Origin of the sequence: Azonexus hydrophilus (assembly GCF_038368255.1) — a bacterium.
Taxonomy (GTDB): domain Bacteria; phylum Pseudomonadota; class Gammaproteobacteria; order Burkholderiales; family Rhodocyclaceae; genus Azonexus; species Azonexus hydrophilus.
Genome location: NZ_CP151406.1, coordinates 784,260 through 806,803 on the forward strand (window position 1 = coordinate 784,260; position 22,544 = coordinate 806,803).

The following is a 22,544-nucleotide window of genomic DNA, read 5'->3' on the forward strand; positions in this document are numbered from 1 at the left end:
GAGACGGACATGCTGATTTTCAAACTGCTGTCGGCACTGCTCGATTACCCGGATGACGCCTTGCTCGCCGAACTGCGCCGCGAAGTCGCGCAGGCCGGCAGCGCGCTGACCCTGGTCGAGAATCTCGACGAACAGGGGCTGCTCAGCGCCGAGAACCACCTCGGCGTCGCCTACGTCATCGACTACCTGCTCGACAACGAGGCGACCGTGGTCCAGGCCAATTACGTGCAGACCTTCGACCTGACGCCGGAACACAGCCTGCACCTGACTCACCACATCTTTGGCGAGGAGAAGACGCGCGGCCCGGCTCTGATCGATCTGACCGAGTACCTGAAGAGCTACGGCTACCAGCACGACGAGAAGGAGTTGCCGGACTTCCTGCCGCTGATGCTGGAGTTCGTCTCCGAGCTGGCGGTCGACGAAGCCCGCGTTTTCCTGGGCGACGCCGGCAAGGTACTCGGCGTGATCGCCGACAACCTGGGCAAGGCGGCCAGCCCGTATGCCCGTCTGATCGGCGTCGTGAACCAATTCGGCTCGCTGGTGAAACTGGCGGCCTGAGGAGAGCAACATGAATCTTTCGAAATTCGTTTTTGCGGTCTATCCGTACATCGTGCTGACCGTCTTCGTCATCGGTTGCTGGATCCGTTACGACCGGGAGCAATACACCTGGAAGACGGACTCGACGCAGTTGCTGTCGAAGGGCGGCATGGTCTTCGCCAGCAATTTCTTCCATATCGGCATCCTGGCCATCTTCGCCGGGCATTTCGCCGGTCTGGTATTGCCGCACGGCCTGTGGCTGGCGCTCGGCGTCTCCGACATGCAGCACCAGTGGCTGGCGATCATTGCCGGTACGGTGTTCGGCGGCATGATGCTGCTCGGCGGCCTGGCGTTGTGGTTCCGTCGTCTGACCAATGCCCGCGTGCGGGCAGCGGGGCGCGGTTCGGACATGTTCGTTCTGAGCTGGCTGATGCTGACGCTGCTGCTCGGCCTGGCGACCATTCCCGTCTCCATCGGTCACGCCAACCACGGCAACCCGGAAGTCATGCTGGCGCTGGCCAACTGGGTACAGAGCATCCTGACGCTGAACCCGCAACCGGAATTGCTGGATAATGTGGATTCGGTTTTCAAGACCCATCTGTTCTTCGGCATGACCGTCTTCCTGGTCTTCCCCTTCACCCGCCTGGTGCATGTCCTGACGGCACCGGTGAACTACCTCGGTCGGGCTTACCAGATCGTCCGGGCCAAACGTCGGGCCTGATTCATCACCAACACAGGGACGTGCAGCGACATGCCTGACAGCCAGCAAAAGCTCGCCAACAAGATCATCGGTATCCTGACCGTGTTCTTCCTGGTGGCCTTGCTGGCTGTCGGCATGACGCTGCTCATTTCCTGGAAACTCGAAGGCGGTGCGGCGGCGATCAACGACGCCGGGAGTTTGCGCATGCGCTCCTACCGCATCGGCAACCTGCTCCAGCATCCCGAGCCGGTGTCCGGCCAGCAGGCGAATCTGGCCGGGGAAATCCGGGAGTTCGAACACATCCTGGCCGACCTGCGTCGTGGCGACCCGCTGCGCCCGCTGGCGCCGCCGCGCGACAACCGGATCAGCCAGCAACTGGAGCGCGTCGAACAGGACTGGCGCGAGCGCATCGTGCCGCTGCTTGCCGATTTCGGCCGTGCCGACGATGTCGAATTGCAGACCCGCGCCTTCCAGGCCTACCAGTCCTCGGTCCGCGATTTCGTTGCGCAGATCGACAGCCTGGTCCAGGCCATGGAACGCAATTACGCATTCAACACCAATCTACTGCGCACCTTGCAGGTCGGCCTGATCATCCTGGCCGTGCTGGGCACCCTGATCCTGATCCGCTTCTTCTTCGTCCAGGTCATCCGCCCGGTCGATCTCCTGCACGGCGGTATCAAGCGCATGCTGGGCGACGACTTCAGCGTCCGCCTGCCGCTCGAATCCCGGGATGAATTCGGTGCCCTGGCGTCGGGGTTCAACCAGATGGTCCAGCATCTGCAGAATTTGTACGCGACACTGGAAGAGCGTGTGACCAGCAAAACCCGGACGCTGGCCGAGCGCAATCAGGAACTGAGCGTCCTCTACGAAACGACGGCCTTTCTCAACGAGCCGGTCGGGCTGCAGGACATCTGTCATGGGTTTCGCCGGCGCGTGCGGGTGGCCATGGGGGCCGACGCCTGCATGATCCGTTTGCTCGGGCGCGATAGCGAATTCATGGAACCGGTTTCCCACGAGGGGCTGTCGGCCGCTTTTGTCGCCGAGGAAAGCAGCTTGCGTTGCGGCGAATGCCTGTGCGGTGCGGTCCTCAGTTCGGGGCAGTCGCAGCAGATCGATACCGCCAATCCGCCGCCGCTGATGTGTCGGGAAACCTGCGTGCGCGAGGGCTTTCGCACGGCCAGCGCGTTTTCCATCGTCTGCCAGAAGCAGGTCGTCGGCGTGTTCAACCTCTATTACCGCCAGGAACGGCAGTTTTCTCCGCAGGAAATGGCCTTGCTCGACATTCTCGGCAAGCACCTGGGCGTGGCCATCGAAAACCTGCGTCTGCGCAGTCGCGAAAAGGAAGCGGCGGTTTACGAAGAACGCAACCTGCTGGCCCAGGAGCTGCACGATTCGATTGCCCAGGGCCTGGCCTATCTGAACATTCAGACCCAGTTGTTGCAGGACTCGTTGCGCCATGAGGAAACCGCCGAGGCGCAGGAGGTTGCCGAGCGCATCCGCAATGGCGTGCAGGAAAGCTACGACGACGTGCGCGAACTGCTGGTGCATTTCCGTACCCGGGCCAGCCACGCCGACCTGGAAACGGCGCTGATGACGGTGCTGCAACGCTTTGAGGTACAGACCGGCATGGCCGTCAATTTCAAGCGCCAGGTTGGTCTGCTGCAGGTGGCGGAGGACGAGGGCATCCAGATCATCCACATCGTCCAGGAAGCGCTCTCCAACATCCGCAAGCATGCCGGGGCCCAGCACGTGGCTGTGCGTTTCGAACATGAAGGTGCGCGCATCCGCATCGTCATCGAGGACGATGGTGTTGGTTTCGCGCCGGAAGCATCGCGCTCTGAAGATCATGTCGGGCTGAACATCATGCGCGAGCGCGCGGCGCGTATCGGCGGCGAAGTGCAGATCCAGTCGCGCGTGGGCGAGGGGACGAGGATCATCCTCCTGCTGCGCCATTTCTCAAGTCCGGGAGCGTGAAGTGAATAAACTGTCCCTGCTGATCATCGACGATCACACCCTGTTTCGCAGCGGCATCATCGCGCTGCTGCGCCGTTACGAGGAATTCGTCCTGCTGGGTGAAACCGGCGACCCGATGGCCGGCGTCAAGCTGGCCAAGAGCCTCGATCCGGACGTGATCCTGCTTGATCTCCACATGCCGGGCATTTCCGGGGTCGAGGTGCTGAAGATACTGGCGGCCGAAAAAATCCGGGCGCAGGTTCTGATGCTGACCGTTTCGGAGGACGGCGAAGACCTGATCGATGCCCTGTGTGCCGGGGCCCGGGGTTATTTGCTGAAGAACATCGACACTGAAGCCCTGGTCGCCGCCATCCGCCAGGCGGCGCATGGCGAAACCGTGGTCTGCCCGGAGATGTCCAGCAAGCTGGTCGAAGGCGTGCGCAATCCCGGGCGTAAGGCGGCCAAGGGCGAAGACGAAAACCCGTTGTCGCCGCGCGAGCGGGAAATCCTTTCGCACATCGCCCGCGGCGATAGCAACAAGGAAATTGCCCAGTTGCTGAATCTGGCCGACAGCACGGTCAAGATCCACGTGCAGAACATTTTCAAGAAGCTGAACATCACCAGCCGGGTGCAGGCGGCGGTATACGCCATCGACCACGGTTTTCGCTGAGCCGGCGATGCGCCGAACGATCTACATGCCGCGCTATCCGGCGTGCTGGAGCAGCTGCGGCGCTTGCGCCAACGGGCGCGTGTTCATTCTCGAAATTCTGGTCAAACCGGGTGACCGGGTGGCGACCGACGACAACGTCCTGGTCGTCGAAACCGGCAAGGTCGCGCTCGACATTCCTTCGCCCTACGCGGGGACGGTTGAAGAAATTTTCGTCACGCCCGGCGACGACCTGAGCGAGCGCCTGCCGCTGCTGACCGTGCATACCGAGGCGTGAGCTTGGACGACCTGTTGCAATCCCTGAACCGTTTCGAACGGCGTTTCTTTCCCCGCTATCGCGAGCATTTCCGCCGTCTGGTCGAAAAAGGGCAGCAGCCGCGCATGCTCTTCATCGGCTGCTCCGATTCGCGCGTGGTGCCGTATCTGCTGACCGGTGCAGGGCCGGGCGAGCTGTTTGTGGTGCGCAATGTCGGCAACCTGGTGCCGATCTGGAGTGACGAGCATGTCGGTCATGGTACGGCTGCCGCCGTCGAGTACGCGGTGGCCGTGCTCGGTGTGCGCGACATTGTCGTCTGCGGCCACAGTCATTGCGGTGCCATCCGGGCACTCTACGACGATCACGACCTAGCCCTGCCCAATCTCAATGCCTGGCTCGACTTCGCCCGACCGGCCGTACTGCCGGTAAGCGTCAGCGAGGAAGCGTTACGGCGCACCGAACAACGCTCGGTGGTCCTGCAGCTTGAACGCTTGCTCGAATATCCCATGGTCCGCCAGGGCGTCGAAGCCGGTCGCCTGTTCCTGCATGGCTGGCATTACCTGATCGAGGCCGGCAAGGTACTGGTGCTCGACGTCGAACGCGGCAGCTTCGTCGAGGCGGACGCCGTGATGGGTGTGCAGGCCCAGCCGGAGGGGGCGGTGTATCAGTTGCAGTAGCCAGTTACTCCGACCCGCACACAGTTGTTCATCAGTGCTTTGATTGTCCGCGCGGAGCCTAGTATGGAAGGTGGCCTGAAAAAAATGTGCTCAGGCAACGACGATCTTCAGCAGCGCCAGCATCAGCAGCGTGTAGCCGGCGGCGATCAGGTCGTCGGCCATCACGCCGAAACCGTTCTTGACGTGTTCGTCGAAGTAGCGGGCCGGTTGCGGCTTGGTGATGTCGAAGAAGCGGAACAGCACGAAGGCGGTCAGTTGCCACAGCCAGCCGGCCGGCGTCATCAGCAGGACTAGCCAGAAGGGGACGATTTCGTCCCAGACGATGCTGCCGTGGTCGGGGTCGCCGAGGGCGCGGCCGGCGACGTTGATGAACCAGATGCCGGCCAGGTAGGCGGCGGCGAACAGGAACAGCAACTGGCCGTCGCTGAAGTAAGGGCGGAACAGGATGAAGCTGGCCCAGGCGAACAGCGTGCCGAAGGTGCCGGGCGCCCACGGCGTCAGCCCGCTGCCGCAGCCGCAGGCGAAGAAGTGCGCCGGATGGGCGAGCAGGAAGCGGGTGCTGGGCGGTTTACTGGCCAAAGTGATCGTATCCCTTGCGCGCGATGTCGACCGGCTGGTCGTCCGGGTCGAAAACGGTGACCGTGCCGGCGTCGCCGTCGACCATCTCGCCGATGCACCACAGCGGCAGTTCCAGGCGGGCGGCGATGGCGCCCAGTTGGGTGTGCAGCGCGGCGGGAACGGTGAATACCAGTTCGTAGTCGTCGCCGCCGGCCAGTTGGCAGTCGAGCGCCAGGCGGCGCAGGTCGGCGTCGTAGTGGTCGCCGCTGCCGGCCAGGTCGCGCAGTTGCGGCAGTTGTACCAGGCGGACGGCGGCGGCGCAGCCGGAGCGTTCGCCGATGTGGGCGAGGTCGGCCAGCAGGCCGTCGGACACGTCGATGGCGGCGCTGGCGATGCCAGTCAGGGCCTGGCCGAGGGCAACGCGCGGGCGCGGTTTTTCCAGGGCGGCGACGCACAGGCGCGGCCAGGGCTCGGGCAGCTTGACCTTGCCCTGCAGGTGGGCGAGGCCGAGCGCGGCCAGGCCGGGGCGGCCGGACACCCAGATTTCGTCGCCGGGTTTGGCGCCGTCGCGGCGCAGGGCGCGGCCGGGATCGACTTCGCCGATGGCGGTGATGCAGAGGTTGAGCGGCCCGCGCGTGGTGTCGCCGCCGATCACATCGACGCCGTATTCACGCGCGCAGCCGAAGAAGCCTTCGGCAAAAGCGGCGATCCAGGCTTCGTCGACCGCCGGCAGGGCGCCGGCCAGCGTCACCCAGCGCGGCGTTGCGCCCATCGCGGCGAGGTCGGAGAGATTGACAGCGAGCGCCTTCCAGCCGAGGCGGCCGGGGTCGGTATCGGGCAGGAAATGGACGCCGGCGACCAGCATGTCGGTGGTCACCGCCAGTTGCTTGCCGGGCGACGGCTGGATCAGCGCGCAGTCGTCGCCGGGGCCGAGGACTGCCGACGGCGTCGGCCGGGCGAAGTATTTCGCGATCAGGCCGAATTCGCCGGGCATGGGGTCAGCGGCCTTTACGCCGCGCAGCGACCTCGGCGGCGCGCACGTCGGCGGCAATCTTGTCGAGCACGCCGTTGACGTACTTGTGGCCGTCGGTACCGCCGAAGGCCTTGGTCAGCTCGATGGCTTCGTTGATGATCACGCGGTACGGCGTTTCCGGATGGTTGACCATCTCGAAACTGCCCATCAGCAGCACGCTGGCCTCGATCGGCGAGAGTTCGCCGAAGGGGCGGTCGATGTGGGCGCCGATGCGTTCGGTCAGGGCGGCCTGCTGGCCGATGACGCCCCGCAGGGTGCCAACGAAGAACTCGCGATCGGCCTTGGCGAAGCCTTCCATTTCGGGGGCATAGGCTTCGATGGCGGCTTCATCGGCACCGCCGACGCGCCACTGGTAGAGGCCTTGCAGGACGAATTCGCGGGCGCGGCGACGGGCCGACTTGGGCGGCGCCTTCGGGGTTTGTTCCTGGTCACTCATTGATGAGGGCTTTCTGGAGATTGGCCATTTCGACCGCCGCCTGGGCGCAGTCGGTGCCCTTGGGCTGCATGCGCATTTCCGCCTGTTCGTCGGTGTCGCAGGTGAGGATGCCGTTGGCGATCGGGATGCCGGTGTGCAGTTGCAGTTCCATGATCGCCCGGCAGGCGTCGTTGGAAACCACTTCGAAATGGTAGGTGTCGCCGCGGATCACCGCGCCGAGCGCAATCAGCGCGTCGAACTCGCCGGTCTGCGCCATCGTCTGCAGGATCAGCGGGATTTCGAGGGCACCGGGGCAGGTGGCGATGGCCATGTCCTCGTCGGCGACGCCGAGGCGCTTGAGTTCGGCGACGCAGGCCGAGAGCAGGCCTTCGCAGACCGGCAGGTTGAAGCGGCTCATGACGACGCCAACGGTCAGGCCGTTGCCGTCGAGGTTCTTGTCGTATTCGAATACGTTGTCAAAACGGGACATGGATCAAAGCTCCGCAGGGGAAGTGACGAAACCGGTGACTTCGAGGCCGAAGCCGGTCATGGAGGGCATCTTGCGCGGGCTGGAGAGCAGGCGCATGCGGCCGACGCCGACATCGCGCAGGATCTGCGCGCCGATGCCGTAGGTGCGCGGGTCCCATTTCTGTTGCTGGCGCGGGGCATCGACCGGCGTGGTCAGGCGGGCGAGCAGGGCTTCGCCGTCTTCCGGACGGTGCATCAGGACGATCACGCCGTGGCCGTTCTTCGCCAGTGCGGCCTGCGCCTCGTCAATCGAGAACGACTGGCGCTTGCTTGCCGGGTCGAGGAAGTCGAGCACCGACAGCGGTTCATGGACACGGACCAGGGTTTCGCCGTCGGCCGGGATCTCGCCCTTGACCAGCGCCAGGTGGGTGGCGCCGCCGGCGCGGTCGACGTAGGCGTGCATCAGGAATTCGCCATGCGCCGTGGCGATGGTCTTGCTGGTGACGCGCTCGACCAGCTTTTCCGAGGCGGCGCGGTAGTGGATGAGGTCGGCGATGGTGCCGATCTTCAGGCCGTGCTGCTTCGAGAATTCGATCAGTTCCGGCAGGCGGGCCATGGTGCCGTCGTCGTTCATGATCTCGCAGATCACCGACGCCGGTTCCAGGCCGGCCATGCCGGCCAGGTCGCAACCCGCTTCGGTGTGGCCGGCACGGACCAGCACGCCGCCTTCGCGGGCGGTGATCGGGAAGACGTGGCCGGGCTGGACGATGTCGTCGGCAATCGCGTTGCGGGCCACTGCGGTGCGGATGGTGTGTGCCCGGTCAGCAGCCGAAATGCCGGTGGTGACACCTTCAGCGGCTTCGATCGAGACGGTGAAGGCGGTGCCGAACTGGGTGCCGTTGCTGCGCGCCATCTGGCTCAGGCCGAGTTTGCGGCAGCGCTCGCCGGTCAGCGTCAGGCAGACCAAGCCGCGGCCGTACTTGGCCATGAAGTTGATCGCTTCCGGCGTGACGTGCTCGGCGGCCATGACCAGGTCGCCTTCATTCTCGCGGTCTTCTTCGTCGACCAGCACGACCATGCGGCCGGCTTTGAGTTCGGCGACGATTTCTTCGGTGGAGGCAATGGCGGGATGCGGGGGCATGGGAATTCGGGTTTCCAAAAAGGGCTGCTATTTTCGCAGAAACGCGGGGTCGCAGGGAAAGTTTGCTAATCGGCGCAGGGACTTGCGTGCGCCCCTAAGGCGTCACCGGCTGGAAGTGGCGCAGGTATTCGATGATCTGGTCGGCCGGTAGCGGCTTGCTGTAGAAGAAGCCCTGCAGCACGTCGCAGCCGAGGCGGGTCAGGAATTCGCGCTGGATATCGGTCTCGACACCCTCGGCGACCAGTTCCAGGCCCAGGTTGTGGCCGAGGGCGACGGTGGCCGAGCAGATCGCCGCATCGTTGGCATCGGTCTCGATGTCCTTGACGAAGGAACGGTCGAGTTTGAGGCGGTGGATGGGCAGGTGCTTGAGGTAGGCGAGCGAGGAATAGCCGGTACCGAAGTCGTCGATGGCGAGCACGATGCCCATGTCGGAGAACTGGTTGAGGATGGCCAGCGTCAGGTCCGGGTTCTGCATCGCCGTGCTTTCGGTGATTTCCAGTTCCAGGTCCTGGGGCGTCAGGTCGTAGCAGGCGAGCACGCCGCGCACCAGCATCGGCAGGGCCTCGTGGCGCAGTTGCTGGGCCGAGATGTTGACGGCGACACGCAGGCCGCTCAGTCCAGCCTCGCGGAAACGGCGGATGTGCCGGCAGGTCTCCCAGAACACCCAGTCGCCGAGCGGCTGCATCAGGCCGCTGTCTTCGGCGATGCGGATGAAGCGGTCGGGCGGCACCTGGCCGAGCACCGGGTCGTGCCAGCGAGCCAGGGCTTCGAGGCCGACCACGCGGCCGTCGGCGACATTGATCTGCGGCTGGAAGTGCAGCGAGAACGGCGAGTGTTCCGGCGTGATCGATGCCAGCGCCTGACGCAGCGCATTTTCCATCTGCAGGCGCTCGCCGGCCGCTTCGTTCATCCGGCTGGCGTAAAACTGGTAGTTGTTCCGGCCGCGGTCCTTGGCGTGGTACATGGCGACATCGGCGTTGCGCAGCAGGGTTTCGCGGTCGCGACCGTCGCCCGGGTAGATGCTGATGCCGATGCTCGGCGTCGCGTACAGGCTGTGCACGCCGATCTGGTGGCTGTGATCGGCGAGGCGGTGCTGCACCTTGCCGGCCAGCGTGGCGACGGTCATCGCGCTGTCGATGTCGGGCAGCACGACGACGAATTCGTCGCCGCCGAGCCGGGCGACGATGTCGCTGGCGCGTACGCAGTCGCGCAGGCGGATGGCGACGCTCTTCAGCAGTTCGTCGCCGGTGGCGTGGCCGAGGGTGTCGTTGACCGTCTTGAAATGATCGAGGTCGATGAGCATCAGCGCGACCTGCTTGTGGTCGCGCTCGCAACTGCGGATCGCCAGTTCCAGTTGCGATTCGAAGGCCAGGCGATTGGGCAGCAGGGTCAGCGGATCGTGATAGGCCAGGTGCAGCAATTGCTGCGTGGCCTCGATCCGTTCGCCGATGTCGGTGAAGGTGGCAACGTAATTGCTCACTTCGCCGGTGTTGTCGGTCACGGCCGAAACCGTCAGCCAGATCGGGTAGAGCTGGCCGTCCTTGCGCCGGTCCCAGATCTCGCCGGACCACACGCCCTGCTCGTTGATCGCCCGCCACATACTGGCGTAGAAAGCTGGCTCGTTGCGCCCGGAAGCGAACATCCGGGGGTTGCCGCCAATCACCTCTTCCGCCGGATAACCGGACATTTCCGAGAAGGCGGCGTTGACCGCAACGATGCAGTTGTTGCGGTCGGTGATCAGCACGGCCTCGCTGCACTGCAGGAAAATGCGTTGCAGTACCGCCGCGCTCAACTCACTGGCTGGGTTGGTGTTGGCGAGCGCGGTGCCGGGCATGGTCGTGGGTGTCAGACGTTGAAGAGGAAATTGAGTACGTCGCCGTCTTTTACCACGTATTCCTTGCCTTCTGCACGCATCTTGCCGGCCTCTTTGGCGCCGGCTTCACCCTTGAACTGGATGAAGTCGTCGAAGGCGATGGTCTGGGCGCGGATGAAGCCGCGTTCGAAGTCGGTGTGGATGACGCCGGCCGCCTGCGGCGCGGTGTCGCCGGCGTGGATGGTCCAGGCGCGCACTTCCTTGACCCCGGCGGTGAAGTAGGTCTGCAGGCCGAGCAGCTTGTAGCCGGCGCGGATCAGGCGGTCGAGGCCGGGTTCGGTCAGGCCCATGGATTCGAGGAAGTCGATCTTGTCGGCGTCGTCGAGGTCGGCGATCTCGGCTTCGATGGCGGCGCACAACGCGACCACCTGGGCGCCTTCAGCGGCGGCGTGGGCTTCGACCTTGGCCAGCAGGGCATTGTCGGCAAAGCCGTCTTCAGCGACGTTGGCGGCGTAGAGCACCGGCTTGGCGGTGATCAGACAGTAAGGCTTGATGCTTGCCCACTCTTCCTTGCTCAGGTCGAGGGCGCGCACCGGCTTGCCCTGGTCGAGTTGGGCAAAGCACTTTTCCAGTACGGCGACCAGGATCTTGGCTTCCTTGTCGCCGGCGCTGGCCGGGCGGCGGTAGCGGTTGAGCGCTTTTTCGACGGTGGCCAGGTCGGCCAGCGCCAGTTCGGTATCGATGACTTCGATGTCGCGGATCGGATCGACGCTGCCGGAAACGTGGATCACGTTGGGGTCGTCGAAGCAGCGGACCACGTGCACAATGGCGTCGGTCTCGCGGATGTTGGCCAGGAACTGGTTGCCCAGACCTTCGCCCTTGGAGGCCCCGGCGACCAGGCCGGCGATGTCGACGAATTCGACGATGGCCGGCTGGATCTTCTGCGGTTTGACGATGGCCGACAGCTGCGCCAGGCGCGGATCGGGCACTTCGACGATGCCGACGTTCGGCTCGATGGTGCAGAACGGATAGTTCTCGGCAGCGATGCCCGACTTGGTCAGGGCGTTGAAGAGGGTGGATTTGCCGACGTTGGGCAGGCCGACGATACCGCATTTCAGAGACATGGTTTTTCCTTGTGTTCGGGTCAGACGGCTTTGCCGTGCAACTGTTGCTGGGCGCCGGTGTAGTCACCGGCGGCGATTCTGGGCCAGGCCAGCAGGCTGCGGTGCAGGGCGTGTTCGATGTCGGGCGCTTCTTCCTTGCGCGGCTGGTGCAGGACGAAGTCTACAACCTGTTGCGCCAGGCCGAGCGTGCGCGGGTGACCGATACCCAGGCGCAGGCGCCAGAAGTCCGGCGTGCCCAGTTTGGCCTGGATGTCCTTGAGGCCGTTGTGGCCGCCGTTGCCGCCGCCCTGCTTGAGGCGGATGCCGCCGGGGGGCAGGTCGAGTTCATCGTGCACGACGAGGATCTCGGCCGGGGAAATCTTGTAGAAGTTGGCCAGTGCCGCCACCGCCTGACCGGAGCGGTTCATGAAGGTGGTCGGTTGCAGCAGCCACAGTTCGCCGGCGCGCGCCGCCTTGCCGAAGAACTTGGCTTGCGGGGCGAGACTGAGCTTCAGTTGCTCGGCGAGTCGGTCGACGAACCAGAAACCGGCGTTGTGCCGGGTGGCTTCGTATTCGGGGCCGGGGTTGCCGAGGCCGACGATGAGGCGCGGAGGAGTCATGAGTGTCGATGCGAAAAGGCCGCCGGCGGCAAAAAGCCAGCGGCGGCCATGACTGCGGAATGCCGGAAATTACTCGGCAGCAGCTTCGCCTTCGGCAGCCTTGGCGCCACCCTTGCCGACGATGCTGACGACGATCGGGTCGTCTTCACCGTGCTTGACCACGGCAACACCCTTCGGCAGCTTGAGCTGCGAAGCGTGGATGTTGTCGCCGACGTTCAGCGCGCCGAGGTCGACTTCGATGAATTCCGGCAGGTCCTTGGCCAGGCAGTGGACTTCGACTTCGGTGGCAACGTGGTTGACCAGGCCGCCGTTGAGCTTGACGCCCGGGCCGGCTTCTTCGTTGACGAAGTGGAGCGGCACCTTGATGTGCAGCTCATGGGTGGCGTCGACGCGCTGGAAATCAACGTGCAGGATCAGCGGCTTGTAGGCGTGCGTCTGGTAATCGCGCAGCAGGACCTGTTCCTTCTTGCCGTCGATGTTCAGCGTGATGATCGAAGAATGGAAAGCTTCCTTCTTCATCTTCAGCAGCAGGTCGTTGTGGTTGGTTTCGATGACCGTCGGGGCGGCATCGCCACCGTAGACGATACCCGGAACGGTGCCGGCGCGACGCAGGCGGCGGCTCGCACTCGATCCCTGCAGATTGCGCACATTGGCGATAACTTCAAATTGCATGGTACTACTCCAGTAGTTTCCCGGTCCGCGACCAGATCGGGAAGGTTGAAAAGACTTAATCGATGAACAGCGACGAGACGGAGTCGTCGTTGCTGATCCGGCGAATGGTTTCGGCCATGATGTCGGCCACGGAAAGCTGACGGATGCGCGGGCAGGCGGCGGCATCGTCGCGCAGCGGAATGGTGTCGGTGACGACCAGGGCGTCGAGGTCGGAATCGTTGACCCGCTCGACCGCCGGGCCGGACAGCACCGGGTGCGTGCAGTAGGCGACGACCTTCTTGGCGCCGTGCTGCTTCAGGGCGGTAGCCGCCTTGCACAGCGTGCCGGCGGTGTCGACCATGTCGTCCATGATGATGCAGGTACGGCCGTCGACTTCACCGATGATGTTCATGACTTCGGAAACATTGGCCTTCGGGCGGCGCTTGTCGATGATCGCCAGGTCGCATTCGAGGCGCTTGGCCAGCGAACGGGCGCGGACGACGCCGCCGTGGTCGGGCGAAACGACCATCGGGTTCTCGTAGTTCTGCTTCATGATGTCTTCGAGCAGAATCGGCAGCGCATAGATGTTGTCCACCGGGATGTCGAAGAACCCCTGGATCTGTTCGGCGTGCAGGTCCATGGTCAGCACGCGGTCGACGCCGGAAGCGGCCAGCATGTTGGCGACCAGCTTGGCGGCGATGGGCACGCGCGACGAACGCGAGCGGCGATCCTGGCGGGCGTAACCGAAATAGGGGATGGCGGCGGTGATCCGGCCGGCCGACGCGCGCTTGAGCGAATCGACCATGACCAGCAGTTCCATCAGGTTGTCGTTGGTCGGTGCGCAGGTCGATTGCAGCACGAAGATGTCGCGACCGCGGACGTGTTCCTGCAGTTCGACGCTGACTTCGCCGTCGGAAAAGCGGCCGACATTGGCGCGTCCGAGATCGACGTTCAGGTTCTTGGCGACTTCGGCGGCCAGTTTGGGGTTGGCGTTGCCGGTGAAGACCATCAGGCTGTTGTAGGCCATTTCCGCATTCCTCCGGGGACTCCGCGCGCGCCGCGAATTCGCCCGATACAATGAAAATCGGGCAGGCCGAAGACCTGCCCGAAGGGAAACTGGCAGAGGAGGAAGGATTCGAACCTTCGAATGCCGGAATCAAAATCCGGTGCCTTGACCAACTTGGCGACTCCCCTGCGGTTCGTTCAAACTGGGTGTCGTTCGAACGAGGCGCGAATGATACAGGAGGGCGTTTTGGAAATCCAGCCCTTTTAAACAATTTCTGCCAATGGGTGAAACGGCAGCCCGTCGGCCAGCCAGCCGTTCATGCCCGCCGGGCACGCCGCCAGTGCTGCAGCGGCGGCGGCACGGTCGGCAAAGCTGGCGAAGACGCAGGCGCCGGAGCCGGTCATCATCGCCGTCGGCGATTGGCGGCGCAGCCAGTCCAGATGTTCGGCAACGGCCGGAAAGCGGGCGCAGGCGACGGCTTCCAGGTCGTTGTGGCCGTCGCCCGGACGCCAGTCGGCGGGGCGGATGGCCGGCGTGTCGCGGCGCAGTTCCGGGGCGCCGAAAATGGCCGCGGTCGGCACCTGGACCTCAGGGTGAAGTACCAGATAGGTGGCCGGCGGCAACTCGACATCGGTGAAAGCCTCGCCGACACCCTCGGCGAAGGTGTTGCGGCCATGGACGAAGACCGGCACATCGGCGCCCAGCGTCAGGCCCAGGCGCTCCAGTTCGGCGCGCGGTACCCGGGTCTGCCACAGGTGGTTGAGGGCGAGCAGCACGGTGGCGGCATCCGACGAACCGCCGCCCAGGCCGCCGCCCATCGGCAGGCGCTTGTCGAGATGGAGGGTGGCGCCCTGCCGGCAACCGGTGTGTTGCTGCAGCAGGCGGGCGGCGCGCACGGTCAGGTCGCTGTCGGCCGGGACGCCGGGAATCGGCGTCGCCAGTTCGATGCGGCCGTCGCTACGCGGCGAGAAGCGCAGGGTGTCGCAGCGGTCGATGAAGCGGAATACGGTCTGCAGCAGGTGGTAGCCGTCGGCGCGGCGGCCGACTACGTGCAGGAAAAGATTGAGTTTGGCCGGTGCCGGCCAGTCGCTATTCCAGTCCCGGTGGGTCACGGTTGGCTCTTCCAGGTTTCGATGCGCAGGCGCAACTCGATATTGTGGCCCGATGCCTGCAGTTGTTGCGGCAGCGCATCGGGGTTGTCGTCGCTGTAGCGGTATTCGATCAGCCAGCCGTCTTCCTGCAGGCGCAGCGGCCGGGTGTGGGCGTCGCGTTCCAGCGTGCCGGCCGGCGCAGCCCGGCCGAGCAGCCAGGCCGGCAGGCGGCTGAGTGGCAGCGGCTGGCCGGTGGCCGCGGCCAGCAATTGATCGGGCTCTTCGGCCTGGTAGACCTTGCCGTCACCGGTGCGCAGCACGGCGCGCCCGGGCGCGGCGTCGATTTCGGCCAGGCCGATGCCCAGCGGATTGGCCAGCAGCACGCGGTCCATGCCGTTTTCGTGTGTCCAGTTCAGGCGGCCACCAGCGGATTCCTGGCGGCCGTTGGGCTGGATGAGTTTGAGGGCGAAGCGCGCCTCGATGGCGAAATCCTGCAGCGCGTCGCGGGCCGGCAGCGGCTGGATGGGTGCCGGCGCGCAGCCGGCCAGCAAGGCAAGGCCGAGCAGGCCGGCGAACAGTCGCTTCAAGGCAGAAATTTCTGGATGACGGCGTTCAGTGCAGCATTACCCGGATGCTGGCTGCGCGCGTCCTGCCATATCTTGCGCGCTTCGTCGCGGCGGTCGAGTTGCCACAGGACTTCGCCAAGATGCGCGGCGATTTCCGGATCGGCCTTGAGCTGGTAGGCATTCTGCAGCGTGGTCAGCGCCTCGGCCAGCTTGCCCTGGCGATACTGCAGCCAGCCGACACTGTCCATGATGAAGGCGTCTTCCGGCGCCAGGGCGATGGCCTGGGTGAGCAGGACGGCGGCTTCGTCGAGGCGGATGTTGCGGTCGGCGTAGGAATAGCCGAGCGCATTGAGGGCGTGCGGATGCTCGGGGTGCAGCTTGAGCAGGTGGCGCAGGCGGGTTTCCATGGCCTCGTGGCGGCCCAGGCGTTCGGCGGTGAGCGCCGCGTCGTAGAGAAGTTCTGGGTCGTTGGGCGCGCCCAGCAGGGCCTTCTCGAGGGCGGCGTAGGCGCCGGCCTCGTCGCCGCTTTCGCGCAGCAACTGGGCTTCGGCCAGCGCCAGCTGGGTACGTTCGCCGGGCGTGGCGCCGCGCGTCTGGCGCAGCAGGGCGATCGCTTCGTCGCGCTTGCCCTGGCTGAGCAGGAGGATCGCCACCCGGCTGCGGGCAGCGATGTAACGCTCGCCGGCAGTGACCTGGCGGAAATGGCCGATGGCCTGATCCGGCTGCCCGGCTTCCTGGGCGATCTGGCCGAGCAGGTAGTGGATGCCGCTCTTGTCGGGATAGTCGGTTTCCAGCAGATGGGTCAGTTGCTGACGGCCACTGTCGCGGTCACCGGCCTGCAGGGCGAGGATGGCTGCCGGATAGAGGACCGAGGGTTCGTCCGGGTAATCCTTGAGCAGGCGCTGGTACTGCTGGCGGGCTTCGTCGAGGCGCTTCTCGGCAACCAGCATCTGGCCCAGCGCCAGGCGGGCGTCGCGGGCATTGGGGTAGCGTTTGACGAAGCGCGCCAGGTCGTCGATGCCGGTGCTGGCGTTGCTGCGGCCGAGCAGCTTGGCATGGGCGATGGCGGCCGCTTCCCAGTCGGGGCGCAGGCGCAGCGCCTGTTCGGTTTCGGCCAGCGCCCGGGTGGTGTCATTGGCGGCCAGTGCCGCCTGGGCCAGCGCGAAATGCGCTTCCGGCAGCTCGCGGTAGCCGGCCAGCACGCTGTCGAGCAGGTCGAGCACGCCGGCCTTGTCGGTGATCCGGGCGAGCATGCGGTTCAGGTGCAGCAGGTTGTTCGCCAGGTTTTCCTTGTCGGCTTCGAGCAGATTGGCCAGGTGCGGGCGCAATTGATCGAGCTGGCGGGTCTGGATCAGCAGCGCGACCAGCGACTGGCGGGCCGTGCTCGATTCAGGTTCGACTTCGAGCCAGAGTCGGACCAGTTGCAGTGCCCGGACGTTGTCACCGGCGAAGCCGGCGATCTCGACGGCCCGGGACAGGACTTTCGGGTCGCGGGTGCGTTCGGCTAGGTCGGCCCAGGCCTGCACGCTGAGGTCGACGGCGCCTTCGCGCAAGGCCAGTTCGCCGAGCAGGACCTGGAATACCGTGCGTCCGAGCAGGTCTTCTTCGGCGGATGGGGTGGCCGCCCAGGCCGGCAGGCCGAGGGCCAGGGTGAGGGCGACGACGAGTTGCTTCGGGGACATGATGGCTTTCCGGATGGCGTGCGTGTTTGAACGCATAATAACGGACAAGTTTGCGATGTTATTTGGGAATGCGCGGAGGAACAAGCAATGCCGGAATTGCCGGAGGTCGAGGTTTGCCGACTGGGGATCGCCCCGGAACTGATGGGGCAGCAGATTCGGGGTGTGGTCATCCGGGCACCGAAGCTGCGCCACGAGATTCCGCCCGGGCTGCGCGACTGGCTGCCGGGTTACCTGATCGTCGATGTCCGCCGGCGCGGCAAGTACCTGCTGATCGATTGCCGGCGTGAGGGGCTGTCGGGAACGCTGATCATCCATCTCGGCATGTCGGGCAACCTGCGTTTCGTGCCGCCCGACCTGCCACCGGAAAAACACGACCATTTCGACCTGATGTTGCCGACGCAGATACTGCGCTTCGCCGATCCGCGCCGCTTCGGCGTCATCCTCTGGCAGCCCGGTCCGCCGGCCGCCGCCGCCGCGCATCCGCTGATCGCCGTGCTCGGTCTCGAACCGCTGGCCGACGATTTCACGGCCGACTGGCTGCACGCCGCGCTGTCGCGGCGCAATGCGCCGGTCAAGCCGGTGTTGATGGACGGGCATCTGGTGGTCGGCATCGGCAATATCTACGCGTCGGAAAGCCTCTTCCGTGCCGGTATTTCCCCTTTGCGGTCGGCCAGCCGGATCAGCCGTCTGCGCTGCGGCGTGCTGGTCGATGCCGTGCGCGCAACCCTGTCGGCGGCGATTGCTGCCGGTGGCAGCAGCATCCGCGATTACGTGCATAGCGACGGCGGTGCCGGCTGCTTCCAGATCCAGGCCGGCGTCTATGACCGCGCCGGGCAGCCCTGTCTTCGCTGCGGCGGCGTGGTCCGGCAGATCCGCCAGGCCGGGCGCAGCACCTATTACTGTCCAGGCTGTCAGCATTGAAAGCCGGCGGCAAGCCGCTGAATTTATGCTAAATTGAAGTTCGGTTCTTCGCTGGGGTCGTTGCCATGTCGCTTGCCAATCAATTTGCCGCTTACACCGCGTGGCGTACGCTGCTGTCCAACGATATTGCCGAATTCCAGCGCTGGCTGGGCGACAACGAGTTGTCCGACGGCCAGATCGACCTGCGGCTCGCGCAATTGCAGGAGCGCCTGCGCGAAGACCGGCTGAATGTCGCCTTCGTCGCCGAGTTCTCGCGCGGCAAGTCGGAACTGATCAACGCCATCTTCTTTGCCGACTACGGCGACCGCATGCTGCCCTCGTCGGCCGGCCGCACGACCATGTGTCCGACCGAGTTGCTGTTCGATGGCAACAAGCTGCCGGGCGTCGAATTGCTGCCGATCCAGACCCGCGCCTCGAATTCTGGTGTCAGCGAATACAAGCGTTTCCCCGAGGAATGGACCACGCTGCCGCTCGACGTCGATTCGCCGGAAAGCCTGCAGGAAGCCTTGCGCCACGTCAGCGAAACCACCCGGGTGACGCCCGAGGAAGCCGGTCGGTTGGGTTTTGAGGTGGGTAGCGGCGAGGTCGACCTGTACCGCGTCGGTGACGACGGTCTGGTCGAAGTGCCGCGCTGGCGCCATGCACTGATCAATTTCCCGCATCCGCTGCTCAAGCAGGGGCTGGTCATCCTCGACACGCCGGGGCTGAACGCCATCGGTGCCGAACCGGAACTGACCCTGTCCCAGTTACCGAACGCCCATGCCGTGCTGTTCATCCTGGCCGCCGATACCGGTGTCACCCAGTCCGACCTGAACATCTGGAAGGAACACATCTGCACCGGCGGTTCGACCCGGCGCGGGCGCATGGTCGTACTCAACAAGATCGACGGCCAGTGGGACGAACTGAAGACCGAAGCGGAAATCGAAGCCGAGATTGCGCGCCAGGTGGATAGCTGTGCCTCCATCCTCGATCTGCCGACCTCGCAGGTGTTCCCGGTTTCCGCCCAGAAGGGGCTGGTGGCCAAGATCAACGACGATGCCGACTTGCTGGCGCGCAGCCGCCTGCCGGCGCTCGAAGCTGCGCTGTCCGGCGAATTGATTCCGGCCAAGCGCGAGATCGTCTGCGAAAGTACCGAAAGCGAATTCGGCGACGTTGTCCGGCGCGTGCGCGCCCTGCTCGATTCCCGGCTCGACGGTCTGCGCGAGCAACTGGGCGAATTGACCGAATTGCGTGGCAAGAATCGCGGCGTCGTCGAATACATGATGGGCAAGGTCCGCGCCGAGAAGGAAGAATTCGAGGAAGGCCTGCAGCGTTACTACGCCGTGCGCAGCGTGTTTTCGACGCTGACCAACAACCTGTTCGCCCATCTCGGCATGGATCGCCTGCGCCAGCTGACTGGCGAAACGCGCGCCACCATGCTCGAAGCCACCTTCTCGCGCAGCTTGTCAGCGGCAATGCAGTCGTTCTTCGTTCAGTCGCGCAAGGCCTTGAGCGATTCCGGCAACGAGGTCCGCGAAATCCTGGCGATGATGGACGCGGTCTATCGCAAGTTCTCCGTCGAACACGGGCTCAAGCTCGGCTCGCCGGCCAGTTTCTCGCTGCTGCGTTACGAAAAGGAAATCGACCGTCTGGAAGCCTGGTGCGACAGCCACCTGAACACCATGGTCTCGCTGTTGACGCACGACAAGAAGAACATCACGCAAAAGTTCTTCGAAGAAGTCGCCATCCAGGTCCGCCGTGCCTTCGAACGTGCCAACCGCGATGCCGAGGCCTGGTTGCGGGCGATCATGGCGCCGATGGAAACCCAGGTGCGCGAGCACCAGATCCAGTTGAAGCGCCGCCTGGAAAGCATCAAGCGCATCCATCAGGCGACCGATACGCTGGAAGACCGGATCAGCGAACTCGAAAGCGTCGGTCAGGTGCTCGAACGGCAACTGGCCATGCTCGACGACATCGACTTCCGCGTCCGCGACCTGATGTCGCCGGAACAGATGGAAGAACTTCGCGCCGCCTGAACCCGGCGGTTAACGCAAAAAAGCCCACGACGCGAATCGTGGGCTTTTTTACGTGATGCTGCTCAGGGGCGCGAGTTGCCGGTCAGCTTCTCGTACTTGGTCCAGAGCTGGTCCTCGGATTCCTCGTGGCTGGGATCCTTGGGGATGCAATCGACCGGGCAGACTTGCACACATTGCGGTTCGTCATAGTGGCCGACGCATTCCGTGCACTTGGCCGGGTCGATCACATAGATCTCTTCGCCCTGGGAAATGGCCTCGTTCGGGCATTCCGGTTCGCACACATCGCAATTGATGCACTCGTCGGTAATCAGCAGAGCCATGACTCTAGTTCCTCTCTCGTTTAAGCAGTGGTTGTTGCCCGCAGGCGCTTTTCTACAGAAGGATGGACGAATTTTCCTACATCACCGCCCAGGCGCGCAATTTCCCGCACCATCGTTGCGGAAATGAACATGTATTGCTCGCCCGGGGTCAGGAACACCGTTTCGACCTCGGGATAGAGGCTGCGGTTCATTCCGGCCATCTGGAATTCGTATTCGAAGTCGGACACGGCGCGCAGTCCGCGCACGATCACCTTGGCACCCATCTCATGAACGAAGCTCATCAGCAGGGTGTTGAAGCCGACGATCTCGATGTTGGGCAGGTCGCCGACCACCTCGCGCGCCATGTCGACCCGGTCGGCCAGCGTGAATCGCGGCTGCTTGGAAGGGCTCTCGGCAATCGCCAGGATCAGCTTGTCGAACAGGGTTGCGGCCCGGCGCACCAGATCCTCGTGGCCCCGGGTGATCGGGTCGAAGGTGCCGGGGTAGATCGCTACGCGGTGGTTAAGTTTGTTCAATCCGTCGCTCGCCGCAACAAGTGGTAATGGACGCCGCCGGCCTTGCCGTGGCGTGTGGTGCGCCACCCGGCGAGCGAATCGATTTCGTGTTCCGCTTCGACGTACAGCGCGCCATCCGCTTTCAGGGCCTTGTCCAGCAGCGGCGCCAGGCGCGGCAGCCAGCCCTTGTGATAAGGCGGGTCAAGAAAGATCAGGTCGAACGCGTCGTGCACCGAAGCCAAGCATTGTAGCGCATCCCCGCGCCTGATCTCCACGCTGGCCGGCTTATGGAGCAATTCGTGGTTTTCATGCAACGCCGCCAGCACGCGCGGTGAATTCTCGATCATCAGCACGCGGGTGGCACCGCGCGAGGCGGCTTCGAAACCGAGTGCGCCGCTGCCGGCAAACAGATCGAGGCAGTGCCAGCCGTCGAGTTCCTGACCGAGCCAGTTGAACAGCGTTTCGCGCACGCGGTCCGGCGTCGGCCGCAGACCCTCGCTGTCGGGAAAGCGCAGGACGCGGCGGCGGAACTCGCCGCCGACGATACGCACCGAATTCACTCTGCCGCCACCGTGACCGTGACCATATTGCCGAGGCGGACATGGCGGGCGAAAGCCGCCCGTACCTCGTCGGCGGTGACCGCCTCGACGCGTGCCCGGTAATGATCGAGATAATCGAGCGGCAGGCCGTAGAAGCCGATCACGGCGATGTTGCCGAGCAATTTGGCATTGCTGTCCAGGCGCAGCGGGAAGCCGCCGGAGAGATTGGCCTTGGCCGCGACCAGTTCTTCCTCGGTCGGTCCCTTGGCGACGAAATCGCCGACCACCTGGCGGACCACCTTGATCGCTTCCCTGGCCTGCTTGCGCTGGGTCTGCAGGCCGATCTGGAAGGGGCCGGTCTGGCGCATCGGGGCAAAGTAGCTGTAGATGCTGTAGACGAAACCGCGCTTGTCGCGGACTTCCTGGACCAGGTGCGAGACGAAGCCGCCACCGCCGAGGGTGTAGTTGCCGACCAGCAGCGGGAAGAAATCGGGATGCCCGCGCTCGATGGCCGGCAGGCCGAGATAGATGTGGGCCTGGCTGGCCGGGTGCGCCAGCGCCACCGTGCGGGCGCGGGCGGTGCCCGGCGGCTTCGGCAGGTCCGGCGGGGTGCCGGCCGGCAGGGCCAGGCTCAATTGCTCGGCAATGGTTTCGGCTTCGGCCCGCGTCAGCTGGCCGACCATGGCGATGCTGGCGTTGCCGGCGGTGTACAGACGCCGGTGGAAATCGACCAGATCGTCGCGGGTCAGCGTTGCCACGCTGTCCGGCGTCGCCTGGCGACCGTAGGGGTGATCCGGGTACAGCGCTTCCCAGAAGGCCTTGCCGGCGATGCTGTCGGGGCGGGTCATCGCATCCTTGAGGCTGGCGATGGTGCGGGCCTTTTCTCGCTCCAGGATGGCGGCGTCGAAATGCGGCTGGCGCAGCACGTCGGTGAGCACGGCAAGCGCCGCTGGCAGCTTGTCGGCGGCGGTCAGGGTGCGCAGCGAGAGGCTGGCGCGGTCGGTGTCGGCGCCGCCGCCGAGGCGGGCGCCGAGGTCGGCCAGCTGCTCGGCGATTGCCGTTTCGTCGCGCTCGCCGGCACCGAGGTCGAGGATGCCACGGGTCAGCGCGGCCAGCCCGGCCTTGTCGGCCGGATCGAACATCGAGCCGGCGGCGAAGTCGATCTGCACGTCGAGCATGGGCAGCGCCGGCGCGGCCGAAAAGTAGACGCGGGTGCCGTTGGTTGTTGTCCAGTGTTCAATGGCAACGCCGGCCAGCGCCGTCTGGGCGGCAAGGAAGGTGATGGCTGCGGTGAGCAGTCGTTTCATGGCGGATTCCC

At 64.9% G+C, this 22,544-nt stretch carries 25 protein-coding genes and 1 tRNA gene; 8 read left to right on the forward strand and 18 right to left on the reverse strand.

Going from position 1 to position 22,544, the window contains the following annotated elements; translation table 11 throughout:
• Positions 1-9 precede the first annotated feature (9 nt).
• The 6 genes from narJ to AADV58_RS03815 are packed head-to-tail and all read left to right on the forward strand — an operon-like array spanning position 10 to position 4,790.
• Complete coding sequence (gene narJ, locus AADV58_RS03790) at positions 10-558, forward strand: nitrate reductase molybdenum cofactor assembly chaperone (protein ID WP_028994811.1); 549 nt, start codon at positions 10-12, stop codon at positions 556-558.
• A gap of 10 nt (positions 559-568) precedes the next feature.
• The gene (narI, locus tag AADV58_RS03795; protein ID WP_028994812.1) at positions 569-1,258 is read left to right on the forward strand and encodes a respiratory nitrate reductase subunit gamma; all 690 of its coding nucleotides are present in this window, start codon (positions 569-571) and stop codon (positions 1,256-1,258) included.
• A 30-nt stretch (positions 1,259-1,288) separates the two neighbouring features.
• Positions 1,289-3,211 carry a type IV pili methyl-accepting chemotaxis transducer N-terminal domain-containing protein gene (locus tag AADV58_RS03800; protein ID WP_341744121.1) on the forward strand — a complete coding sequence of 641 codons (1,923 nt, stop codon included), beginning with the start codon at positions 1,289-1,291 and terminating at the stop codon, positions 3,209-3,211.
• Between the two features lies 1 nt (position 3,212).
• Positions 3,213-3,860 carry a response regulator gene (locus AADV58_RS03805; RefSeq protein ID WP_028994814.1) on the forward strand — a complete coding sequence of 216 codons (648 nt, stop codon included), beginning with the start codon at positions 3,213-3,215 and terminating at the stop codon, positions 3,858-3,860.
• 7 nt (positions 3,861-3,867) lie between these two features.
• A complete protein-coding gene (locus AADV58_RS03810; RefSeq protein WP_028994815.1) occupies positions 3,868-4,134 on the forward strand; it encodes a biotin/lipoyl-containing protein in 267 nt (88 codons plus the stop codon).
• A complete protein-coding gene (locus AADV58_RS03815; RefSeq protein ID WP_081700159.1) occupies positions 4,131-4,790 on the forward strand; it encodes a carbonic anhydrase in 660 nt (219 codons plus the stop codon). The genes AADV58_RS03810 and AADV58_RS03815 overlap by 4 nt, the downstream gene beginning before the upstream one ends.
• Before the next feature lie 90 nt (positions 4,791-4,880).
• On the opposite strand, the gene AADV58_RS03820 is transcribed toward AADV58_RS03815, so the two are convergent.
• The 14 genes from AADV58_RS03820 to AADV58_RS03885 all read right to left on the reverse strand — a co-directional run bounded on the left by AADV58_RS03820 (position 4,881) and on the right by AADV58_RS03885 (position 16,937).
• The gene (locus AADV58_RS03820) at positions 4,881-5,369 is read right to left on the reverse strand and encodes a phosphatidylglycerophosphatase A family protein (RefSeq protein ID WP_028994816.1); all 489 of its coding nucleotides are present in this window, start codon (positions 5,367-5,369) and stop codon (positions 4,881-4,883) included.
• Positions 5,359-6,342 (reverse strand): thiamine-phosphate kinase, encoded by a 984-nt coding sequence (gene thiL, locus AADV58_RS03825; protein WP_028994817.1) that lies wholly within the window; start codon positions 6,340-6,342, stop codon positions 5,359-5,361. Before thiL ends, AADV58_RS03820 begins: the two co-directional genes overlap by 11 nt.
• A 4-nt stretch (positions 6,343-6,346) precedes the next feature.
• On the reverse strand, positions 6,347-6,817 hold the full coding sequence (gene nusB, locus AADV58_RS03830; RefSeq protein WP_028994818.1) for a transcription antitermination factor NusB: 471 nt from the start codon (positions 6,815-6,817) through the stop codon (positions 6,347-6,349).
• Positions 6,810-7,286, reverse strand: coding sequence for a 6,7-dimethyl-8-ribityllumazine synthase (gene ribH, locus AADV58_RS03835; RefSeq protein WP_341744122.1), 477 nt, complete (start codon positions 7,284-7,286; stop codon positions 6,810-6,812). Before ribH ends, nusB begins: the two co-directional genes overlap by 8 nt.
• A 3-nt stretch (positions 7,287-7,289) precedes the next feature.
• Positions 7,290-8,405: a bifunctional 3,4-dihydroxy-2-butanone-4-phosphate synthase/GTP cyclohydrolase II gene (ribBA, locus tag AADV58_RS03840; protein ID WP_341744123.1), complete on the reverse strand. Its 1,116-nt coding sequence runs from the start codon at positions 8,403-8,405 to the stop codon at positions 7,290-7,292.
• 94 nt (positions 8,406-8,499) lie between these two features.
• Entirely contained in the window at positions 8,500-10,239 is a 1,740-nt protein-coding gene (locus AADV58_RS03845) for a putative bifunctional diguanylate cyclase/phosphodiesterase (RefSeq protein ID WP_341744124.1), read from the reverse strand.
• Positions 10,240-10,250: 11 nt separating this feature from the next.
• Positions 10,251-11,342: a redox-regulated ATPase YchF gene (ychF, locus tag AADV58_RS03850; protein ID WP_028994821.1), complete on the reverse strand. Its 1,092-nt coding sequence runs from the start codon at positions 11,340-11,342 to the stop codon at positions 10,251-10,253.
• A gap of 20 nt (positions 11,343-11,362) precedes the next feature.
• Positions 11,363-11,941 carry an aminoacyl-tRNA hydrolase gene (gene pth, locus AADV58_RS03855; RefSeq protein ID WP_028994822.1) on the reverse strand — a complete coding sequence of 193 codons (579 nt, stop codon included), beginning with the start codon at positions 11,939-11,941 and terminating at the stop codon, positions 11,363-11,365.
• A gap of 69 nt (positions 11,942-12,010) precedes the next feature.
• Positions 12,011-12,613 carry a 50S ribosomal protein L25/general stress protein Ctc gene (locus tag AADV58_RS03860; RefSeq protein WP_028994823.1) on the reverse strand — a complete coding sequence of 201 codons (603 nt, stop codon included), beginning with the start codon at positions 12,611-12,613 and terminating at the stop codon, positions 12,011-12,013.
• Between the two features lie 55 nt (positions 12,614-12,668).
• The gene (locus AADV58_RS03865) at positions 12,669-13,619 is read right to left on the reverse strand and encodes a ribose-phosphate pyrophosphokinase (RefSeq protein ID WP_028994824.1); all 951 of its coding nucleotides are present in this window, start codon (positions 13,617-13,619) and stop codon (positions 12,669-12,671) included.
• Between the two features lie 90 nt (positions 13,620-13,709).
• A tRNA-Gln gene (locus AADV58_RS03870) sits at positions 13,710-13,786 on the reverse strand.
• 75 nt (positions 13,787-13,861) lie between these two features.
• Complete coding sequence (gene ispE / locus AADV58_RS03875) at positions 13,862-14,710, reverse strand: 4-(cytidine 5'-diphospho)-2-C-methyl-D-erythritol kinase (RefSeq protein WP_341744125.1); 849 nt, start codon at positions 14,708-14,710, stop codon at positions 13,862-13,864.
• On the reverse strand, positions 14,707-15,276 hold the full coding sequence (gene lolB / locus AADV58_RS03880; protein ID WP_341744126.1) for a lipoprotein insertase outer membrane protein LolB: 570 nt from the start codon (positions 15,274-15,276) through the stop codon (positions 14,707-14,709). Before lolB ends, ispE begins: the two co-directional genes overlap by 4 nt.
• Positions 15,273-16,937, reverse strand: a complete 1,665-nt coding sequence (locus AADV58_RS03885) for a tetratricopeptide repeat protein (RefSeq protein WP_341744127.1) — start codon at positions 16,935-16,937, stop codon at positions 15,273-15,275. Before AADV58_RS03885 ends, lolB begins: the two co-directional genes overlap by 4 nt.
• Positions 16,938-17,024: 87 nt before the next feature.
• On the opposite strand from AADV58_RS03885, the gene mutM reads away from it, so the two are divergent.
• Both mutM and AADV58_RS03895 read left to right on the forward strand, forming a co-directional pair.
• Positions 17,025-17,858 (forward strand): bifunctional DNA-formamidopyrimidine glycosylase/DNA-(apurinic or apyrimidinic site) lyase, encoded by an 834-nt coding sequence (gene mutM, locus AADV58_RS03890; protein WP_028994827.1) that lies wholly within the window; start codon positions 17,025-17,027, stop codon positions 17,856-17,858.
• 65 nt (positions 17,859-17,923) lie between these two features.
• Positions 17,924-19,873 carry a dynamin family protein gene (locus AADV58_RS03895; RefSeq protein ID WP_028994828.1) on the forward strand — a complete coding sequence of 650 codons (1,950 nt, stop codon included), beginning with the start codon at positions 17,924-17,926 and terminating at the stop codon, positions 19,871-19,873.
• A gap of 62 nt (positions 19,874-19,935) precedes the next feature.
• On the opposite strand, the gene AADV58_RS03900 is transcribed toward AADV58_RS03895, so the two are convergent.
• The 4 genes from AADV58_RS03900 to AADV58_RS03915 are packed head-to-tail and all read right to left on the reverse strand — an operon-like array spanning position 19,936 to position 22,533.
• On the reverse strand, positions 19,936-20,193 hold the full coding sequence (locus tag AADV58_RS03900; RefSeq protein ID WP_028994829.1) for a YfhL family 4Fe-4S dicluster ferredoxin: 258 nt from the start codon (positions 20,191-20,193) through the stop codon (positions 19,936-19,938).
• A 20-nt stretch (positions 20,194-20,213) separates the two neighbouring features.
• Positions 20,214-20,708 carry a pantetheine-phosphate adenylyltransferase gene (coaD, locus tag AADV58_RS03905; RefSeq protein WP_028994830.1) on the reverse strand — a complete coding sequence of 165 codons (495 nt, stop codon included), beginning with the start codon at positions 20,706-20,708 and terminating at the stop codon, positions 20,214-20,216.
• Positions 20,705-21,247 carry a 16S rRNA (guanine(966)-N(2))-methyltransferase RsmD gene (gene rsmD, locus AADV58_RS03910; RefSeq protein WP_028994831.1) on the reverse strand — a complete coding sequence of 181 codons (543 nt, stop codon included), beginning with the start codon at positions 21,245-21,247 and terminating at the stop codon, positions 20,705-20,707. Before rsmD ends, coaD begins: the two co-directional genes overlap by 4 nt.
• Positions 21,244-22,533, reverse strand: a complete 1,290-nt coding sequence (locus AADV58_RS03915; RefSeq protein WP_028994832.1) for a M16 family metallopeptidase — start codon at positions 22,531-22,533, stop codon at positions 21,244-21,246. Before AADV58_RS03915 ends, rsmD begins: the two co-directional genes overlap by 4 nt.
• Positions 22,534-22,544 lie beyond the last annotated feature (11 nt).

What these genes read in the sequence shown, in the direction of transcription:
- narJ (WP_028994811.1), top strand. Translation starts at nt 10, where the DNA reads ATGCTGATTTTCAAACTGCTGTCGGCACTGCTCGATTACCCGGATGAC.
- narI (WP_028994812.1), top strand. Translation starts at nt 569, where the DNA reads ATGAATCTTTCGAAATTCGTTTTTGCGGTCTATCCGTACATCGTGCTG.
- AADV58_RS03800 (WP_341744121.1), top strand. Translation starts at nt 1,289, where the DNA reads ATGCCTGACAGCCAGCAAAAGCTCGCCAACAAGATCATCGGTATCCTG.
- AADV58_RS03810 (WP_028994815.1), top strand. Translation starts at nt 3,868, where the DNA reads ATGCGCCGAACGATCTACATGCCGCGCTATCCGGCGTGCTGGAGCAGC.
- thiL (WP_028994817.1), bottom strand. Translation starts at nt 6,342, where the DNA reads ATGCCCGGCGAATTCGGCCTGATCGCGAAATACTTCGCCCGGCCGACG.
- nusB (WP_028994818.1), bottom strand. Translation starts at nt 6,817, where the DNA reads ATGAGTGACCAGGAACAAACCCCGAAGGCGCCGCCCAAGTCGGCCCGT.
- ribH (WP_341744122.1), bottom strand. Translation starts at nt 7,286, where the DNA reads ATGTCCCGTTTTGACAACGTATTCGAATACGACAAGAACCTCGACGGC.
- ribBA (WP_341744123.1), bottom strand. Translation starts at nt 8,405, where the DNA reads ATGCCCCCGCATCCCGCCATTGCCTCCACCGAAGAAATCGTCGCCGAA.
- AADV58_RS03845 (WP_341744124.1), bottom strand. Translation starts at nt 10,239, where the DNA reads ATGCCCGGCACCGCGCTCGCCAACACCAACCCAGCCAGTGAGTTGAGC.
- ychF (WP_028994821.1), bottom strand. Translation starts at nt 11,342, where the DNA reads ATGTCTCTGAAATGCGGTATCGTCGGCCTGCCCAACGTCGGCAAATCC.
- pth (WP_028994822.1), bottom strand. Translation starts at nt 11,941, where the DNA reads ATGACTCCTCCGCGCCTCATCGTCGGCCTCGGCAACCCCGGCCCCGAA.
- AADV58_RS03860 (WP_028994823.1), bottom strand. Translation starts at nt 12,613, where the DNA reads ATGCAATTTGAAGTTATCGCCAATGTGCGCAATCTGCAGGGATCGAGT.
- AADV58_RS03865 (WP_028994824.1), bottom strand. Translation starts at nt 13,619, where the DNA reads ATGGCCTACAACAGCCTGATGGTCTTCACCGGCAACGCCAACCCCAAA.
- AADV58_RS03885 (WP_341744127.1), bottom strand. Translation starts at nt 16,937, where the DNA reads ATGTCCCCGAAGCAACTCGTCGTCGCCCTCACCCTGGCCCTCGGCCTG.
- mutM (WP_028994827.1), top strand. Translation starts at nt 17,025, where the DNA reads ATGCCGGAATTGCCGGAGGTCGAGGTTTGCCGACTGGGGATCGCCCCG.
- AADV58_RS03895 (WP_028994828.1), top strand. Translation starts at nt 17,924, where the DNA reads ATGTCGCTTGCCAATCAATTTGCCGCTTACACCGCGTGGCGTACGCTG.
- AADV58_RS03900 (WP_028994829.1), bottom strand. Translation starts at nt 20,193, where the DNA reads ATGGCTCTGCTGATTACCGACGAGTGCATCAATTGCGATGTGTGCGAA.
- AADV58_RS03915 (WP_028994832.1), bottom strand. Translation starts at nt 22,533, where the DNA reads ATGAAACGACTGCTCACCGCAGCCATCACCTTCCTTGCCGCCCAGACG.